This window comes from Pseudohongiella sp., assembly GCF_040877505.1.
Lineage (GTDB): Bacteria > Pseudomonadota > Gammaproteobacteria > Pseudomonadales > Pseudohongiellaceae > Pseudohongiella.
The window spans coordinates 1-17,576 of the sequence record NZ_JBBDNQ010000045.1; the positions used below are offsets into that span (position 1 = coordinate 1).

Here is a 17,576-nt window from a genome sequence, read left to right on the forward strand (position 1 = left end):
TGGTTGCCGTTTACGGAACCCTCAAACGGGGGCTCAGTAATTACCATTTGCTGGAAGATGCAGAGTTCATGGGCAATGATATATTGCGTGAAATTACACTCTACGATCTTGGACCTTATCCGGGCGCAAAAGCAGAGTTTTCCCAGGGCATTGAGGTTGACGTTTTTTCGGTTACCACGCTGCAATTACGCCAACTGGATTTGCTGGAGGATTATCTGGCGGAGTCGCCCGACAACGGACTTTATGATCGCCGCATGTTCCAGACGCGCTACGGTCCCGCCTGGGTGTATTTGTATAATCCGCCGGTATCCGGCCTGGCACCGATAGCAACGGGTGGCTGGCAACCCCGGGCCACGGATTCACAATAAGGCACAGGTTTTGCAGGCAGCAAATATAGAGTGACGACAGTCATGCGTTAGAAGATATAAATACGAAATCCCCGATCCATTTTCCGGAGGTAAAGCTTGTGTCTGAGAATCTCAATGATCCAACCCGTGTTATCCGCAGTTTCCGCTCTCGTTGGGCGCTGGCGGTAACGTTTGCATCATCACTGTTGCTGGCCGCCTGCGGGCCTTCGGAAACCCCGGCCACATCTGCGCCAGCCCCGGCTGCCGCAGCAGCGCCGGAAACCAGCACGCCGGCGGCAGAAAGCGAAGAGGCGCTGATCGAACGCGCCCGTGGTATTCACGAACGGGTCATCGTGATGGACACACACGTCGATATCAACACCGCCAATTTCGCGCCCGACACCAACTACGTTCAGGATCTCGATACGCAGGTCAATCTGCCCAAAATGGAAGCCGGTGACATGGATGTGGCCTGGTTTGTGGTGTACACCGGGCAGGGGCCGCTGACCGAGGAAGGCTTCGCCGCTGCCGAGGCCAATGCGCTGGACAAATTCAGTGCAATTCAGCGCCTGGCGACCGAAATCGCACCAGATCAGATCGAACTGGCCTATACCTCAGACGATGTCCGCCGTATTGTCGCCAGCGGTAAAAAGGTCGCCATGATCGGAGTCGAAAATGCTTACCCGATGGGCATGGATATTGGAAACGTTCGTCGTTACTACGAATTGGGTGCGCGTTATGCATCCCTGTCTCACAACGGCCACAGCCAGTTTGCTGATTCCAATACCGGTGAGAATGACGATATCTGGTTGCACAACGGTCTCAGTGATCTGGGGCGCGAAGCCATTGCCGAGATGAACAAATGGGGCATCATCATTGATGTTTCGCATCCGTCCTATGAGTCCAACAAGGAGACCATTGAGTTGTCCCGTGCACCGGTGATGGCGTCACACTCCTCGGCCCGGGCTCTGGATCCGAGCGTCAGCCGCAATCTGTACGACGACGAGCTGCTGGCCATTCGTGATAACGGGGGGGTAGTGCAGGCCGTTGCCTTCCGCAGTTATGTCGACTCCGAAAAACAGAGCGCCTACACCCAGGCATTGCGGACGCTGCAGGCGGACATAGCCGATGACCTGGGCTACACCCTGCTGACGCCAGCCGAAGCCCGGGCGCTGGATGCTGACGCCCGCACCGCCTATCTGGCGCAACTGTCGGAAATCAACGAGCTGGCTGCGCCACGTATCGCTGCTGAGGTAGACGTTGTGGCGCCACCGGTGGATGTCAGCGACTTTGTTGACCACATCGACTACATGGTTGAGCTGATCGGCGTTGATCACGTTGGCATCAGCGGTGACTTTGATGGCGGTGGTGGCGTCACCGGTTGGGCCGATGCGTCGGAAACATTTAATGTGACCCTGGAGCTGGTGCGACGCGGCTACAGCGAAGAAGAAATAGCCAAAATCTGGGGCGAGAATGTACTTCGAGTGCTGGATGAAGTGCAACGCATTGCTGAGGAGATTCAGGCGTCTGAGGGCGTCTGATTCCCGTTGATACGTTGGTTATGCGTTAGGGCTCATGAGTTAATTAACGCTGCTGTTGATCGTATGCAGCAGGCCACTGGCTCTGAATACCGTGCTGGCGACGGCCCGGGGCAGTATGCTGGCATTGCCATCAATCAGTGTGAACTGTTTTGCAGCGCGGGTAATGCCGGTGTAAATCAGTTCACGTGTCAGCACCGGGTTGTCATGTTGCGGCAGGATCAGCGCAGTGTGGTTGAATTCCGAGCCCTGCGATTTGTGAACGGTCATGGCAAATACGGTTTCTACTGATTGTAAACGGCTGGGCAGTATCCAGCGCACGGGCTTGAGTTTGTCCGCTGTGGGAAAAGCCACCCGCAACATCAATTCAGTGCCACCTGGCGCTGAAACCGGACAGGGCAGGGTAATGCCGATGTCTCCGTTCATCAGATCCAGATGATAGTCATTTCGCGTCACCATCACCGGGCGCCCCGGGTACCAGGTGGCATGCTCGCGCTCGTGCCCGACAACCAGCAAACCTGTATTAAGCAGTATCTGTTCGATGCGTCTGTTCAAGCTCTCAACACCGAACTCACCTTTGCGCAGGGCGGCCAGTAGCTGAAAGTGGCCATGTGCCTTGAGCACGGTCAGCGCCCAGTCATCCCAGGCATGACTGTTGGCCTCTGTTGCTGGCATCTTGTCTACCTGCGTCAGATAGTGACCGTACCCGCTATCAACATCGCTGATCAGGTGCTCGAATGCCTTGTCCTGCGTGCTGCGTATTTTGATGCGCCTGAGTTCATTGAACCGTCCGTCAAAATACGCATTCAGCGTGTCCGCGTCAGCACTGGTGTTGACTGCCTGCGCCAGTTCGCCGATGCCGGGAATGGCACCGAAGCGGTGGCTGTAGCGCAGCATGGTGATGGCCTGGTCCAGTTCAGTGCCGTTGCTGTCAGTCAACTCTGCAGGCACCTTCTGCCCACTCACCGATCTTGTCCAGTCTGCGGTTTCCTGCGTGTAGTGTGCCAGCCCGGCGCGCTGGCACAGACTGCCGAGCACTGCGCCGGCTTCCACGGATGCCAGTTGGTCTTTGTCGCCGAGTAATACCAGCCGTGCTTGCGCGGGCAGAGCATCCAGCAATAACGCCATCAGTTCGACATCCACCATGGACGCTTCGTCAATGACGACAACATCGACCGGCAGCGGATGACCGGCATTGTGCCGGAAGAACCGACTGTTTCGTATGGGACCAAGCAGACGATGGACCGTGCTGACTTCACCCGGGATGCCCTGCAGGTCATGCGCTGCCAGTTGCGAGGTGATGGAGGCGCTTAGGCGCGCGGCGGCTTTGCCGGTCGGGGCAGCCAGGCGAATACGCAGTGGCGGATGGCCGGTGTCGTTCTGCATCTGTTGAAGCACGGCGAGCAGCTTGACCACAGTGGTGGTTTTGCCGGTTCCGGGGCCACCGGTAACGACGGCAAATCGATTGCGTGCGGCCAGCGCGCAGGCAATTTTCTGCCAGTCACAGTGCCTGGATGAGTGGTTGGATGAATGGTTTGGTGATTCCCCTGCTTGAGGCGTGTTATGAGATAGCTGGTCGAAAACAGATTCGATGCTTGCTGTCAGCAAGCTGTCATTGATGTCGGGCGGTGATAGCAGCCGTTGCCGGATACTGTGCGCCAGGGTCTGTTCGTAGTGCCAGAAGCGTCGCAAATACAACAGCGGGCGACCGCTGCTGCGGTCAAGCACCAGCGGTTGATTGCCGTTTGCCAGCATGTCTGCAGCCATAGCTTCGTCTATCAGTTGCGGGCATTGCAGGGCGTTCAACCACTGATCGAGCCCGATGCGGGACAGCAGTTGCTGCGGTGTTACGTCAGGTTGATGTGCAGATGATTCCGGTGGCAGGGACAAGGCCTTGCCGGGTTCGGACAGGCAGTATTCGACATCCAGGCAAACGTGGCCGTGGCCGTTCTGGTGACTGGTTAACGCGGCTGCCAGTAACAGGGGAACCGGGGCATCCGGGACCTGACGGTGCAGAAAAACCGCGAACTCGGTATCCAGCCAGCGTATCCAGCCGGCTCGCGCCCAATCGTCCAAAACCGCTAAAAACCGGGTAGTGTCGCTCAGCATAGCGTCAAAATCGGTGGTTTCACGCCTTGTTTCCGGGTTCGCTAAGTCAGCCATCAGAACAAAACCTCCTGTTTTCCCTGGCTCGAAGTGAGAATGGACCGACCGGTCTGGAACAATGTGTCCATGGCTTCAATAAACGCCAGCGGTGGCTTGTCTGCCACCAGGCCCTGTGTCTCGGCGGCATGACCGCGCAGAAAGAAATACAACGCACCGCCAACATGGCTGTCGTAGTCATAGGTCGGCAATCGGCTGCGCAGAAGGCGATGCAGGGCCAGCAGGTAGATGGCGTACTGAACGTCATACCGGTTGTGCAGGATCTCTTGCGCAAGTGTCTGCTGTGTGTAACTGCTCTCGGTGGGTCCGAGGTGGTTCGATTTCCAGTCGGCGACATAGAAACAGCCCTGGTGTTCAAACACCAGGTCTATAAAGCCTTTCATCATGCCATTGAGTTGCCTGGGCAGCAGCGCCGGACGCGTTGTGCCGGGCTGTATGAACTGTTGGCACAGTCTGTCCAGTTCCCGGGCGTCCACCCGACAGCTGGCGAACATAAATTCCATCTCCGCTTGCTGCGATGTCAGCTGAGTCAGCTGCAGGGAAGAATGGTCGGGTAGCACGAAGCGGGTCTGCAAAAACGCCTTCAGCCAGGTATCCAGGCGTTCAACATCGTCCTGCCAGTCACGCGGCAGGCAGCGCTGCGCGATCATTTGCCGACGTGATTCATCGTTGCTTGCTGCGTTGGCAAAACCCTCGGCCTCGGCCCATTCCAGCAAGCCATGCAGAAAGGTGCCCGGTTTCGGGCCGCGATGAAATCCATGCAGTCCCGGCGCACTGCGGCTGAAGTCATGGCGTTGTTGCTGTTCGATGGCGCGTGAATCTTCGGCCGCTGTTGACTGCTCTTCCAGAACCTGGTCATCCTGCGGTGCTTCAGGTTCCGGGGACTCGATGGCGCCTGCTCTGTCATTGATCGCGCCGGTTTTTAATGCCGAGTAGCTGGCAATCCACCAGTTTTCTGCCGGGCTGCGCGGTGACACCCGTGCCGGTTTCAGAGCGAAGGCAGGCGGTGTAGACGCTGGATTATCAAACGCGTCCGGATCACGAATGGCGGGTGCCGGTTTCAATTTGATCGTGTTGCCGCTGTCATCATTGCCGTCTTCGTGCCAGCGCTGCAGGGCCTCGGCAACGTTGATGGCGTCCATGGGTTCGCCACCACTCATCAGGTAGCCCAGCGCGCCTTTGTGGTTGATGGTTTTGGCGCTGTTGCCGGAACTGACGGCGGCCACCCCCAGCCAGAGGCCGTGGCGGGCACGTGTCAGGGCCACATACAACAGTCGCATGTCTTCAGACAAACGTTCATGGTCGGCCTGTTGCCAGGCGTCGGCATCGGTTTTATTGCCGGAAATTTCCAGGCGGCGCATACCAGCCTGATCGTTGTTTATGATCATGACCTGTTTCACCCGGCCATCAACTTCTTTCAGGGCCGGCGCAAACGGCAGACACACGAGCGGGTATTCCAGACCTTTGGCTTTGTGAATGGTCACCACACGTATCAGGTCGCTGTCACTTTCCAGGCGCAGAATCTCTTCATCACCGGGGTCCTGCATCTGCTCCGCCAGGTGTCGGATCAAGGCCTGCTCCCCCTCGTGTTGCGCGCTGGCCTTCTGCAGGTATTCCGCCAGGTGCAACAGATTGGTCAGGCTGCGTTCACCGTCAGGTTGATTGATCAGGCGCTGCGGCAAGTCATGAAACTGCATCAGTTGGCGCAGCATGGGCAGTACCCCCTGGGTCTGCCATAGCCGGTGCAGCTGACGAAACAACTCGGTCTCTGTTTCCCAGGCGAGTTCGTCTCGATTCAATTGTTCCAGACGCGACAGTGGCAGGTCCAGTGAGGCGGTTGCCAGCGCTGCCCGCAACTTGCGTTCGTCGCCCGGCTCGGCGCAGGCGCGCAGCCAGCGTAATACGTCGTGGGCCTCGGCGCTGGCAAAGACCGATTCGCGGTCAGACAGATAGACACTGGCCAGCCCGTAGGCATGCAAGGCGGCGCGGATTTCGTTAGCCTCGCTGCGGCCGCGCACGAGAATGGCGATGTCTTTCGGGCGCAGGCGGGTAAAACCGGTCCCCGATTCAAAACCCGTCTTTTCATCATGCAGCCAGCTGGCAATTTCGCTGGCGCAGCGCAAGGCGATATTTTTGCGGAATTGCGTGATGGCTATCGTTTCGACACGGTCTTCATACTCGTCATCGTCACTGACGGAGCCCAGATGCCAGAATGTGATAGCTGGCGCTTCTATGCTGTTGATGATCAAAGTCTGGTCACGGCCTTTGGCGGCCACGGGCAGAAAAGGCAACGGGTTATGTTCCCCTTGCCGGAATCGAAAGGCACCGGCAGTAAACGTCTCTGCCTGTGCAAACAGATAGTTGATGCCGTCAACAATGCCCTGCGTTGACCGGTAATTGGTGCCCAGATTGTAGTGCCGCCCGGCTGTCGCCTGGCGTGCTGCCAGGTAGGTGTGGATGTCGGCATTGCGGAAAGAATAGATTGCCTGCTTGGGGTCGCCAATCATGATCAGGGCGCTGTCCGCGTGATTGCGGCTGAGCTGGTAGATCTTGTCGAATATCCGGTATTGCAGCGGATCGGTGTCCTGGAATTCATCAATCATGGCGACCGGGTAATCACGCCTGATCTGTGCCGCCAGTTTGTCACCCAGTGGACCTTGCAGGGCGCGATCGAGCTGCAGCAACAGGTCGTCAAAACCCAGTTCGGCTTTTTCTTGCAGGCGTTTGTGCAGAGCGGTTTCCAGCCAGCGGCGCGCATGACTGAGCACCAGTGCGCGGACATTGGGACCGGTGCTGTTGTCAGCGGCTTCGCTCTCGGCCAGCCAGTCAGCAATCGCCGCCAGTGCCGGGTGTTGCGGTTGCGCGGGCGCCTTTTTGCCTCCGCTGAGCTTCCATTGATCCTGTGCAAAACGCACCATGCGCGCGGGCGCGTCCCCACCCTGTGCCCAGTCGGCGAGACTCTGTTTCAGGGCTGCAAAGCCGTCCGGGGTTTTTGCTTCGGCATAGGAATTCTTGTTCAGCGCTGCCTGCAGTTCATCAAGCAGGTCTTCAAGCTCGGCCCGGGACGCTGCCCAGGCACTGCGGGCCGCCTCTTCCAGGCGGGCGATTTCCCGTGCCTGCTTGGCAAAACCCGCCAGTGTTTGCGTCAGGTCGCTGATCTCAGGCAGGGTTTCACCGGCGAAGGTCAGCGTGGTATTGGTTTTGTGTATTAACGGTCGCACCGCCTGTAACAGCGTTTCCGGGTTGCCAAATTCCCGGTTGATGATACGCGCGGTGGTCTCGGGCAGGGCATAAAAATGCTGGCGCCAGTAGTCACGTATCAGGTCGGCAAACATGTCCTGCTGGTTGGTGATCAGGGTCTGCTGGAACAGGCTGCCACTGTCAAAGGCGTGCTCGCGTAACATGCGATAGCACCAGCCGTGTATGGTCGACACGGCCGCCTGGTCCATGCTCTGTGCGGCCATGCTGAGCAAGCGCCCACATTGTGGCCACAGGGCGGCGTCATAGTCGTCACGCAGCAGGCGCAGGACATCGTCGCACTCAGTGTCCGGTTTGATAAAACAACGTGCGGCGTCGGACAGCCGGGCTCGAATGCGGTCTTTCAATTCCTGGGTGGCCGCATCGGTAAAGGTGACCACCAGTATGTCTTCCGGTGTTAACGCGCGAGGGAAGGCAGCGTCACCGCCATGTTGCAGAATCAGACGGGCGTAGAGCAGGGCAATGGTGAAGGTTTTGCCGGTGCCGGCGCTGGCTTCGATCAATTGGCTGCCGCGCAGGGGGAAACTGCGGATATCCAGGGGTTGGCTGTCGCTGCGAACCGGGTTTCCACTGCTCATTCGGCGTCCTCCCCGTCGGTGTTGTTACGTTGACGATGCCGGGTCCAATGCTCGACCATGGCGTGGTACAGATCAGTACTGCTGCTGACAAACGCCGGGTGATCAGCATCAGACACAAGCTCCGTTGTCTGCTCCGGCAACTGACCTTGCATTAGCGTGTCAAAGTCGGGCCACAAACGGGACAACGCCTCACTGCTTTGCATCGCGCCGGACACAGTGTAAGTTCCTTCGTATACCGAGCGGGCGGCGTCCAGGGGTGATTTTTCCGGATCAGTTGTCAGGTAAGCGCAACTGGTTTTGACTTCCGCCGCCAGCGGATGCGTGAGGTTTTGCTGGTACAGGCTCAGCAGGGTCTGCAAGACATGCTGTGCTGTGTCGAGGTCCAGCGGCGCCAGGATTTCATCAGTATCGGGTCCCAGCACGTGCGTTTTAACCGGGCCATGCAGTTGCGCCGCCACATGCGCGGGCCAGTGCCGTGCCAGGTAATGCCATTTGATCGTGCTGGCAGCTTTATGTCCGCCCGGCGTTTTACCAGACCAGATCTGACTGCTCAACATCACACAGCGGATATACGCACCATCGTCGTTTTGCCGCAGGTCGTTAAGGGTGTCTTCCAGCATCAAACTGCCATCGGCGGCGGTGGCCTGAACCAGCCGTGTTCCGGTTTCTGCGCTGTGGCGCATCAGGTCGTGATAGCGCTGTAAGGGTTTGATCAATGCCCGGGTCAGCGGGTCACGGTACAGATCGGCAAACGGTGGCAGCGGCAGTACACCCTGGCGCTGTTGTTTGTTGATCAGTTGATCCAGTATGCCGGGCATGTCGACTGATGTGTTATCAACCTGTGTGCGCAATAGCCGCTGGGCATCGCGTATCAGCTGATCCTGAATCTGCCATTTGTGCAGACCGTCGACGGCAAACGCTTCATGGTCATCGCCGGTTAATTCTTCGTTGTTGAATACCACGCCCAGATGTTTGTCAAAAAAAACGGCGGCCGGATTGCGCAGCAGGGCGACCAGATCACTGAGGCTGACGGTACTCTCAGTGGGGTTTACTGCACTTATGGTTTGATCGTCGGAAATAGTCTGTCCGGGTTGTGGTGCCCATTCTGCCGCATAGGTGGTCATTGCCGAGTTGGCGCTGAAGTACGCCGCGCTGAAGGGCTGCAGGGGATACTCGTGGGTGATGCGTTGCAGTAGCGGTTCGTTACTGTCCTGCTTTTCAACGGTGTCCTCAATATAGTCGCGCAACTGCGCCACCAGCACCGAGGGTGGTCGTTCACTGTTATCGCGAATGCTGCGTCCGGTCCAGCTTATATACAGGGACTCGCGCGCAGACAGCAGTGCCTCCAGAAACAGGTATCGGTCGTCTTCGCGGCGGGACCGGTCCCCGGGCCGGTAGTCCTGTCGCATCAGGTCAAAATCCACAGAGGTGACCTGGCGCGGGTAGTCCCCGTCGTTCATGCCCAGCAGGCAGATATGTCTGAACGGTATTGCCCGCATGGGCATCAGGGTAGCAAAATTTACCGCACCGGCCAGGAAGCGCTGGCTCAGGTCCAGTTCATCCAGTGATTCCAGAAAATATTCGCTGACCACTTCAATCGGCAACTCTTCGTGGAAATCCGCCTGCGCGCAGGCGTCCGTCCAGCTCTGCAAGCGCTGTTCGGCGCGATTGATCAGCAGGGTGTCGCGATCATCACTGGCCACAAAACACTGGTTAAGCAGCGTGCTGATCCTGGCGCTCCAGGTCTCTGCATCCGCAGGCTGCTGGAACACCTGCCAGTAATGTTCCAGCACGCGCAACAGGTGAGTGAGTTTGCCGGTCACCGCCGCGCTTAGACCACCGACTTCGGCAAAGGGCTCGATGCCCTGCCAGGCGTCGCCCTGACCTACGGCGTAGCCCAGCAGCATGCGGCGCAGGCCAAAGTGCCAGGTGTTCTGTTCCAGGGCATCCTTGTTCAATGCAGCAGGCATGCCCTGGGCGGTGCGCTGTGCCGCGTTGAGTCCCCAGCGGATGCCGGCACCTTCTACCCAGCGGTGCAGCAGAGACTTGTCGGCAGCGTCCAGGTCAAAGGCGTTTTGCACGGCGGGTACATCCAGCAGGTCCAGCAATTCGCTGACCCCGAACCGCGACGACGGCAGGTTCATCAACATGGCCAATGCCAGGTAAATCGGTGCCTGATGGCGTCTGCCCTGGTCGGAAATGGTAAACGGAATGAACCGTGTATCATCACGCTGAATGCGCCCGAACACGGCCTGGATATGCGGCGCAAATTGATTGATGTCGGGCACCATCACCAGAATGTCGCGCGGACGCAGCGTCGGGTCGTTGGCAAACAGGTCCAGCAAATGATCCTGCAGAATTTCCACTTCGCGTTGTGCGCTGTGTGCGATATGAAAACTCAGCCCGGCGTCGGGGTTCAAGTCAGTCCCCGCCGCCCGGGCTTCGTCGGTACTGCGCAGATGGAAGATGTCGCCCTGAATGCGGCCCAGCAGATCACTCTCCTGCGGCTCTTCAAACAGATCAATATTGAGTTTGTTGTCCTGGAATAACTGTTCGTATGCCGCGCGCTCGTCATGCTCGTCGAGCAGCCGGATATAGTCGCGCCCCTGTTTGCCCCAGGCCGCCAGCAGGGGGTTGCCGCGCAGGAACAACTCATCAACGACACCGATATCGCTGTCAGTATCTGTGATCCGGGGCATGTCTGCGCGTGGCGGTTGGCGCTTGTAAGGCCGCGAAAACAGTCGCTGTGCCATGTGCGGTTCGATGATGTCGCCCCAGTAATGCGCGCAGGGGTTATGGACACACAGCAATACCTGGGTGCAGCGTGCTATCGCCGCCAGCACCTCCAGGCTTTGCCGGGGCAACGAGGAGATGCCAAATACCACCACACGTCGGGGCAGACCGGCTGGCCGGGTTTCCGGTGTCAGTTTCAGGCAGGCGTCCAGAAACTGCTGATGTACCTGGGCCCGGCCGCTGTCGCGTGCCTGCGGCGCGATGTCGTTGAGCAGGCGTCGCCAGAGCTCGGCCTGCCAGCCTTGTTCATCAGGCAGCGGCGCATGCTCATTGTGGCGGGTAATCTGGTTTACTCCCTGAGCCCAGTCCTGCAACCAGTCGGCGCGATAGATCTGATACTGATCCAGCAGATCGGCCAGTCGCTGGGCCAGTTGAAACTGCTTGCGCTGGCCGCTGTCATCGCTCAGAAAATGCCGAAGGGCACCAAACTCGGGTTCTGCCAGCAAGGTGGGGAGCAGGCGCAGCAATCGCCAGCTCAGCAGGTTCTTATCGTAGGGTGAGGTTTCCGGGAGCTGACCCAGCACGGCGCGGTAGGCCTGCCAGTGAAAACGGCCGGGCAGGCTGATGTTCATGGCGGCTGCGATGCCACAGCCGGGTTCTTCGGCATCGGTATCGGCGGCCAGTGCCAGTTTCAGCCACTGTGCAATACCGTTGCTTTGCACCAGCAAGACTTCGTTTTCCAGCGGTGTCAGCGGATTGCGGCTCAGCCAGGATACGGTCACCTGCCGCAACTGCTCCAGCCGGTTGCTCTGCAGTACCATAAAACCCGGTTGTATGGGCATGGCTACCGCGAGGTGTGTTGTTCCTGCTGAACTCATTAGCTCGTCCGTGGGTCTGCATTTTTTGCCGGTTGCCAGTATAAGCGTTTTGGGGCTGATTGGTATGGTGTGTTATGCCTCACTCTGGTGTACCCTGCGCGCATTTTAATTCAGCTACTCAACGCGCAAGAGCCTGTCAGCATGCCCGCTACTGTCAAAAGCAACGACGGAAACCTGTACACCGATCTGGCGGACTATTACGATCAGTTTTGTGCGGAAGTGGATTATGCGGGGCAATGCGCGTTCGCAGTGCGGGTGTTTGATGCTTTTGCTCAGTCGGGCGGGCGCGATTACCTGGATCTCGCCTGTGGCACCGGGCCCCATTTGCAGGAAATGACGCGTCTGGGTTTTGTGCCCACCGGGCTGGACAACAGCGCCGCCATGCTGGCACAGGCGCAGGTCCGCTGTCCGCAGGCGAACCTGTTGCTGTGTGACCTGGCAGCGTTCGAGCAGGTGTACAGGTTTGATCTGATCAGCTGTTTTTTATATTCGATTCACTACAGCCACCCGCTGAACAACTTTGCCGAAACCCTCAGGCGTGCTTTTTGTGCGCTGAAACCCGGTGGCGTACTGGTGTTCAATACGGTGGATGCCAATGGCGCGCGCCAGCAGCGCAAGGTGGTGACGCAGGTGCAGCAGGCAGACGCCTTGCTGCGTTTCGAATCAGGCTGGTACTACCGGGGGCAGGGCGAAGTGCTGGATTTGCGCTTGTCCATTACCCGCGAATCGGCCGATAACACACAAACCTGGCATGATCATCACACCATGACAGCAACAACCCTGCCGCAGGTAAGGGACCTGCTGCTGGCGACCGGCTTTGAGGTCACCATGCTGGAGCACGACTATGATCGCCTGGCGCCATGGACCGGGGACAGTTATAACGCCATTGCAGTTGCCTGCAAGCCCACTGCAGCTCACCAACAGCTGTACTGAAACTGATCAGTTCAACGCTGACAACCCGCTCCGGCACATTTAACTCACCCCGCTACTGACTGGCAGCCTCGGCTTCAGCGCGACGGGCACCGGCCAGCACGCCGGGCAGTGCATAGTTGCCTTCGTGGCAGGCGTATTCGTACATGGGTTCGTCAGCGGACTTGGCATTGAACATCAGCTCACCTGTCCACGGCTGGCTGAAGACTGTAGGGTCTTCAACGGTGAAGCTGTAAACAATTTCTGATGACGAAACGCGCTCGAAACGTTCGGTAACCGTCAGATTCTCTGACGCGCCGAACACCGTGTGCTGCGGGTGATAACCGGTGGTGGTGACGACCAGGGTGTCATCTTCCCAGCGCCCCACCGAGTCACCCATCCACTTTTGCATGTGCGGCATGGGTTCATCATCAATGCGAATGATGCGGGCATCGTGAATCATTTCCGCCAGGATCATGACATAGTCTTCGGTCTGCACAATCTGGTAGTTGTTGTTGTACATCACCGGCAGCATGGGCGGACCGGAATGGGTGCCAAAGGAGATCAGGCAGCGCTCGGACAGCGGGCGTCCTTCCGGACCATCATTGGGATCAGGTGCCCCGGGCGCGCGGGCAAAGCGCGCTCGCGGGTCACCGGCGAAGGGGATCTGGCCGTTGGGCGGGTCGATGATAATGGAGGAGCGCGGTTCACCGTTGATGACCTGAATGCGGTCGCCGACTTCTTTCCAGAACTCGTTATAACCGTCATTGGTATCGCCGTCATCGCCGCCCTGAGCGCCTGCACCAGGCTCCCGGTCGGGATCACTGGCGGCATACTCCGCTTCCAGGAATTCCTGATGACCACCTTCCATGGCACGCACCTGGTCGGCATTCAGCACCAGGGTCTCGCCCAGCTCGCGATCGCGGGTCAGCGGAGTCAGGGTGGCATTGCTCCACACGCCCTGCAGGTCGGGTTTGCCATTGGGGGTGCGCGGCAGATCGTCCTGGGCCATTGCCTGCCCGCAGGCCATTGTCAGGGCCAGTGTCAGGGTGGCATTTACCAGGTTTTGTCGGGTTGTCATTGTTGTTCTCCCTCGTAAAAACTGTGGTTTCAGCCTGATTATTGATCAATAGCCCTTGTCTGACAAGTCATGGGAATGACGTGAGCGGCCAGTCTCTTGCTTACAATCTGTCAAACTTTGCTGCAAAACATTGATGCCATCACATTTTGTTGCCGTTATACTCCCGCGGTTACATGTTTGTCACCCAAACAAATTCAACTAATAATTCCAACTACAGGTATGTCGTTTTGAACTCCTTGCTCCGACTCTCGCTTGTGGGACTGTCGTCCCTGTGTCTTTATACTGCTGCTCAGGCCCAGCCTGGCATTGACGGCATCAACCCCGCCCCCCTTGGCGTGCAGGCACGCTTTGGCCGTGAAATGGTTATCCCGCTGCAACGCTATCCTGACAACGTTGAAATTGCCCTGGATGGCCGGTTGAATGACGCGGTCTGGGCGCAAGTACCGGCACAAAACGGCATGTGGGTGGTGGAGCCGGAAACGCTGGCGCGGGCCCCTTACGATACGGAAATGAAGGTGTTTTACACCGATGACGGTATCTACATAGCGGTCGACATGGAGCAACCTGCCGATACGCTGGTGCGCCGAATTACCGCTCGCGACAACCGTGACGTTAACCGTGATCGGGTCTCCATCACACTGGATACGTCGGGTGAAGGGCAATTTGGCTATTGGGTCAGCCTGGCATTGGGCGACAACCAGCTGGATGGCACCATATTGCCAGAGCGCCAATACAACAGTCAGTGGGACGGCGCCTGGTACGGTGCAACGGCAGAAAATGATAACGGTTGGTCAGCCGAGTTCTACATCCCCTGGGGTCAACTGGCGATGCCCGGGCGTGAAGGCAGACGACAGATCGGGTTCTACGGTGAACGCATTGTGGCCCACCTGAACCAGAACTGGGCTTGGCCGCCGATTGCCAAGTCAGATCCGATTTTCCTGAGCAACTTCCCGCTGCTGGAAATGGAGGGTGTCAACCCGCAGCAGCAATGGAGCCTGTTTCCGTCGTTTGCGTCGACCTACGATGAAATTGATGCCGACTGGGAGCATCGTGCGGGCGTCGATGTGTTCTGGCGTCCGTCCAGCAACTTCCAGATGACAGCGACGTTGAATCCGGATTTTGGTTCGGCGGAGGCCGACGATGTGGTGGTAAACCTGACTGCCAGCGAAACGTTTTTTCCGGAAAAGCGCCTGTTTTTCCAGGAAGGCCAGGAAATCTTTAACACCACCTCGCGCTCCAATGGCAGCATCGGCAAACGTTTCACAATTTTGAATACACGCCGTATCGGCGGCCGTCCGCGCTCACCGGACCTGCCTGATGGTGTTGCCTTGCCCCCACGCGAGCGGATCCAGAACGCTGATCTACTGGGTGCAGCCAAGGCAACCGGCCAGGCCGGCAACTTCCGGTACGGGATACTGGCGGCGTCAGAAGACGAAACCCTGTATCGAGTCGGTGGGCAACGCATCGAACAACAAGGGCGGGATTTTACCGCTTTCCGCGTGCTCTACGAAGATCAGGGTGGCGACACCACGGCTGCCTATCGGGGTATCGGGTACATCGGTACCATGGTTGCGCATCCGGAATCGGACGCCCAGGTGCACGCAATCGATTTTCGCTACCTGACGCAGGGCGGCATCTGGAGTTTTGACGGGCAGGTGGTGACCTCGGATGTGGATGATGGCGACCAGGGGTTTGGTGCCTTCACTGATATCGTGTACTCGCCACAGCAAGGGTTTACCCACACATTGCACCTGACCTACTTTGATGAAGATCTTGACGTCAATGATTTTGGCTACCAGGATCGTAACAACGCCAAGGAAGCCTGGTACCGGTTTGAATGGGTCAAGACCGGTCTGACCCGCGTTCGAGACCTGCGGGTATCCTCGTTCCTGCGCTACGAGGAAAATCTGCAGGGTGATAGGACCAATAACGCCATACCGGTGATCAGCACGGCGATTACCCTTAACAACCTTGATCGGGTCAACATCAACCTGCAGCATTTCCCGAAGCGCTATGACGACCTCAACAGTTTTGGCAATGGTACCTTTTCGACCCGTGAACGCACCAACTACAGTGCCAGTTACACCACAAACACGGCGCGCCAGCTTAGCCTGAATGCCCAGGTGGGTCGGTCGATCGAGTTTGCCGGTGGCTACAGTGAGTCTTACGAAGTCGGTGCCACCTGGCGCCCGGCTGCCAATATCAGCGTGTCGGGTGACGTGCAGTATCAGGACAGGGACGGTTGGCTGCTGCACCAGGGCGGGCAGAACTTCACCGCGTTTGAAACCAGTCAGTGGGAAACAGGATTCCGTCTGGAGTATTACCTGACCGCCAAACAGCAGTTGAGTGCGGGTCTGCAGTGGGTCGGCATCAAGGCCGCCGGTGATCGCTACTTCAATCTGCCGGCCGATGCGCCAACCCGCAACCGTGATCTGGTAGAAATTGATCAGCATTCGGGCACGCCGGGTGATTTCTCTATCTCGCAGATGAACTTCCAGCTGCGTTATCGTCTCGAGCTGGCACCGTTGTCCGATCTGTTTATTGTTTACAACCGCAACGGCAACAAGCGCGATAACCTGATCAACTTCAATGAGCAGTTTGACAACGCGTGGAATGACCCACTGGCCAGTCAGCTGGTGATCAAGTTGCGTTATCGTTTGGGGACATGAGTCAAGGACGCATCTATAGCAGGCGGGAGAGGGCAATCAGCGCTCTTTCCAGCCTCGCATCCCAGCGTACTGCACAATTCAGGCGCATACAGTTGGAGAATTTGCCCGAGGCGGAAAACAGTTCGCCCGGCGCAAAGCTCACGCCTACATCCAGCGCCTGTTCCATCAGCGACAGGGTATTGACCGCTTCCGGCAGTTCGACCCACAACACAAAACCACCGGCGGGTCGGCTGACCCGGGTGTCGGCCGGAAACAGCTGGGTGACGCGATCAATCATCCGTGCCACTGCGCGGGCATAATCACTGGCGGACTGACGCAGGCAGCGCTCGTAATGGCCGTGTTGCAGAAAATGCGCCAGGGCCAGTTGTGCCGGCGTGTTGACGGATACCGTGCTGACGAACTGCAGGTGCCGCGCCTTCTCGTGCTGGGCGCCAGGTATCAGCCAGCCTGTGCGCATACCGGCAGACAGGGTTTTGGAGACCGATGAACAGTAATACACCAGCCCCTGCGTATCCCAGCGTTTCACCGGTGATGGCCGGCGGCCGTTAAAGGGGAGATCGCCATAAATGTCGTCCTCTACCAGCGGCACCTGGTACTTGTACAGACACTTCAACAAGGCTTGTTTGCGTTGATCTGTCATACACACGCCCAGGGGGTTCGAAAAATTGGTCACCAGCACGCAGGCCGCGACCGGCCAGCGCTCCAGCGCCAATTCCAGGGCCTCGATGGAAACGCCGTGCACCGGATCGGTTGGGATTTCCAATGCCTTCAGCCCCAGCGACTCAACTACCTGCAGTAGACCATAATAAGTCGGTGATTCCAGCGCGACGGTGTCACCGGGTTGGGTGAGCAGCTTCAAAGCGATTGCGATCGCTTCCTGACAGCTGTTGGTTACCAGCACCTCATCGGCGGTGACTTTGCATTGATAACCGGCCATGCGTCGCGCAATCTGCTGACGCAGTTCCGGGGCGCCGGGCGGAAACTCATAACCCATGCAGCGGCGCCGCTGGGTTCGCAACACATGACGGTAGGCGCGCTCCACGATGGCCACCGGCAGATAGTCGGCATTCGGGACGGCTGCGCCGAGGTTGACGACATCGGGATTATTGACCGCCTGCACCAGTGTCAGCACCCGGCTCTGGCCGGTAATCACTCGTGGTTTCTGGCTGGCTGTGCCGGGCCTGGGGGCATCGCGAAGGGCCGGTGGCTGACGCACAAAGTAACCGGCGCGGGGGCGGGCTTCAAGCAATCCGCGTTGCTCCAGTTCGCGACAGGCACTGACCGCAGTGGAAACGCTGACCTCATGTTGCTGGCTGAGCTGACGGACGCCGGGCAGGCGCGATCCTACCTCGTATACTTTTTCATGGATCAGACTCTGCAGGCGGTCAGCCAGATTTTGATACAACATGTCAGACTCCTGTT

Annotated in this window: 9 protein-coding genes; 4 read left to right on the forward strand and 5 right to left on the reverse strand. The window is 58.2% G+C overall.

The annotated features are described in order from the left end of the window. Together WD071_RS16020 and WD071_RS16025 are read left to right on the forward strand one after the other, a co-directional pair. On the forward strand, nucleotides 1-368 hold a 368-nt coding region (locus WD071_RS16020), incomplete at its 5' end, for a gamma-glutamylcyclotransferase (protein WP_368049405.1). A 98-nt stretch (nucleotides 369-466) separates the two neighbouring features. Beyond that, nucleotides 467-1,888: a dipeptidase gene (locus tag WD071_RS16025; protein WP_368049407.1), complete on the forward strand. Its 1,422-nt coding sequence runs from the start codon at nucleotides 467-469 to the stop codon at nucleotides 1,886-1,888. 39 nt (nucleotides 1,889-1,927) lie between these two features. Here the strand turns inward: WD071_RS16025 and recD are convergent, their stop codons facing one another. The 3 genes from recD to recC are packed head-to-tail and all read right to left on the reverse strand — an operon-like array spanning nucleotide 1,928 to nucleotide 11,495. Further along, nucleotides 1,928-4,048: an exodeoxyribonuclease V subunit alpha gene (gene recD, locus WD071_RS16030; protein WP_368049408.1), complete on the reverse strand. Its 2,121-nt coding sequence runs from the start codon at nucleotides 4,046-4,048 to the stop codon at nucleotides 1,928-1,930. Next, nucleotides 4,048-7,884 (reverse strand): exodeoxyribonuclease V subunit beta, encoded by a 3,837-nt coding sequence (recB, locus tag WD071_RS16035; protein WP_368049409.1) that lies wholly within the window; start codon nucleotides 7,882-7,884, stop codon nucleotides 4,048-4,050. The genes recD and recB overlap by 1 nt, the downstream gene beginning before the upstream one ends. Continuing rightward, nucleotides 7,881-11,495 carry an exodeoxyribonuclease V subunit gamma gene (gene recC, locus WD071_RS16040; protein ID WP_368049411.1) on the reverse strand — a complete coding sequence of 1,205 codons (3,615 nt, stop codon included), beginning with the start codon at nucleotides 11,493-11,495 and terminating at the stop codon, nucleotides 7,881-7,883. Before recC ends, recB begins: the two co-directional genes overlap by 4 nt. A gap of 141 nt (nucleotides 11,496-11,636) precedes the next feature. On the opposite strand from recC, the gene WD071_RS16045 reads away from it, so the two are divergent. Further along, on the forward strand, nucleotides 11,637-12,428 hold the full coding sequence (locus WD071_RS16045) for a class I SAM-dependent methyltransferase (protein WP_368049412.1): 792 nt from the start codon (nucleotides 11,637-11,639) through the stop codon (nucleotides 12,426-12,428). Between the two features lie 52 nt (nucleotides 12,429-12,480). On the opposite strand, the gene WD071_RS16050 is transcribed toward WD071_RS16045, so the two are convergent. After that, nucleotides 12,481-13,485, reverse strand: a complete 1,005-nt coding sequence (locus WD071_RS16050; RefSeq protein WP_368049413.1) for a hypothetical protein — start codon at nucleotides 13,483-13,485, stop codon at nucleotides 12,481-12,483. A gap of 227 nt (nucleotides 13,486-13,712) precedes the next feature. Here WD071_RS16050 and WD071_RS16055 point away from each other — a divergent pair, with 227 nt between their 5' ends. Continuing rightward, nucleotides 13,713-16,154, forward strand: a complete 2,442-nt coding sequence (locus tag WD071_RS16055; RefSeq protein WP_368049414.1) for a DUF5916 domain-containing protein — start codon at nucleotides 13,713-13,715, stop codon at nucleotides 16,152-16,154. 13 nt (nucleotides 16,155-16,167) lie between these two features. Here WD071_RS16055 and WD071_RS16060 read toward each other — a convergent pair whose 3' ends face one another. Further along, nucleotides 16,168-17,562: a PLP-dependent aminotransferase family protein gene (locus tag WD071_RS16060; RefSeq protein ID WP_368049415.1), complete on the reverse strand. Its 1,395-nt coding sequence runs from the start codon at nucleotides 17,560-17,562 to the stop codon at nucleotides 16,168-16,170. Nucleotides 17,563-17,576: the final 14 nt, after the last annotated feature.

What these genes read in the sequence shown, in the direction of transcription:
- recD (WP_368049408.1), bottom strand. Translation starts at nt 4,048, where the DNA reads ATGGCTGACTTAGCGAACCCGGAAACAAGGCGTGAAACCACCGATTTT.
- recB (WP_368049409.1), bottom strand. Translation starts at nt 7,884, where the DNA reads ATGAGCAGTGGAAACCCGGTTCGCAGCGACAGCCAACCCCTGGATATC.
- recC (WP_368049411.1), bottom strand. Translation starts at nt 11,495, where the DNA reads ATGAGTTCAGCAGGAACAACACACCTCGCGGTAGCCATGCCCATACAA.
- WD071_RS16045 (WP_368049412.1), top strand. Translation starts at nt 11,637, where the DNA reads ATGCCCGCTACTGTCAAAAGCAACGACGGAAACCTGTACACCGATCTG.
- WD071_RS16050 (WP_368049413.1), bottom strand. Translation starts at nt 13,485, where the DNA reads ATGACAACCCGACAAAACCTGGTAAATGCCACCCTGACACTGGCCCTG.
- WD071_RS16060 (WP_368049415.1), bottom strand. Translation starts at nt 17,562, where the DNA reads ATGTTGTATCAAAATCTGGCTGACCGCCTGCAGAGTCTGATCCATGAA.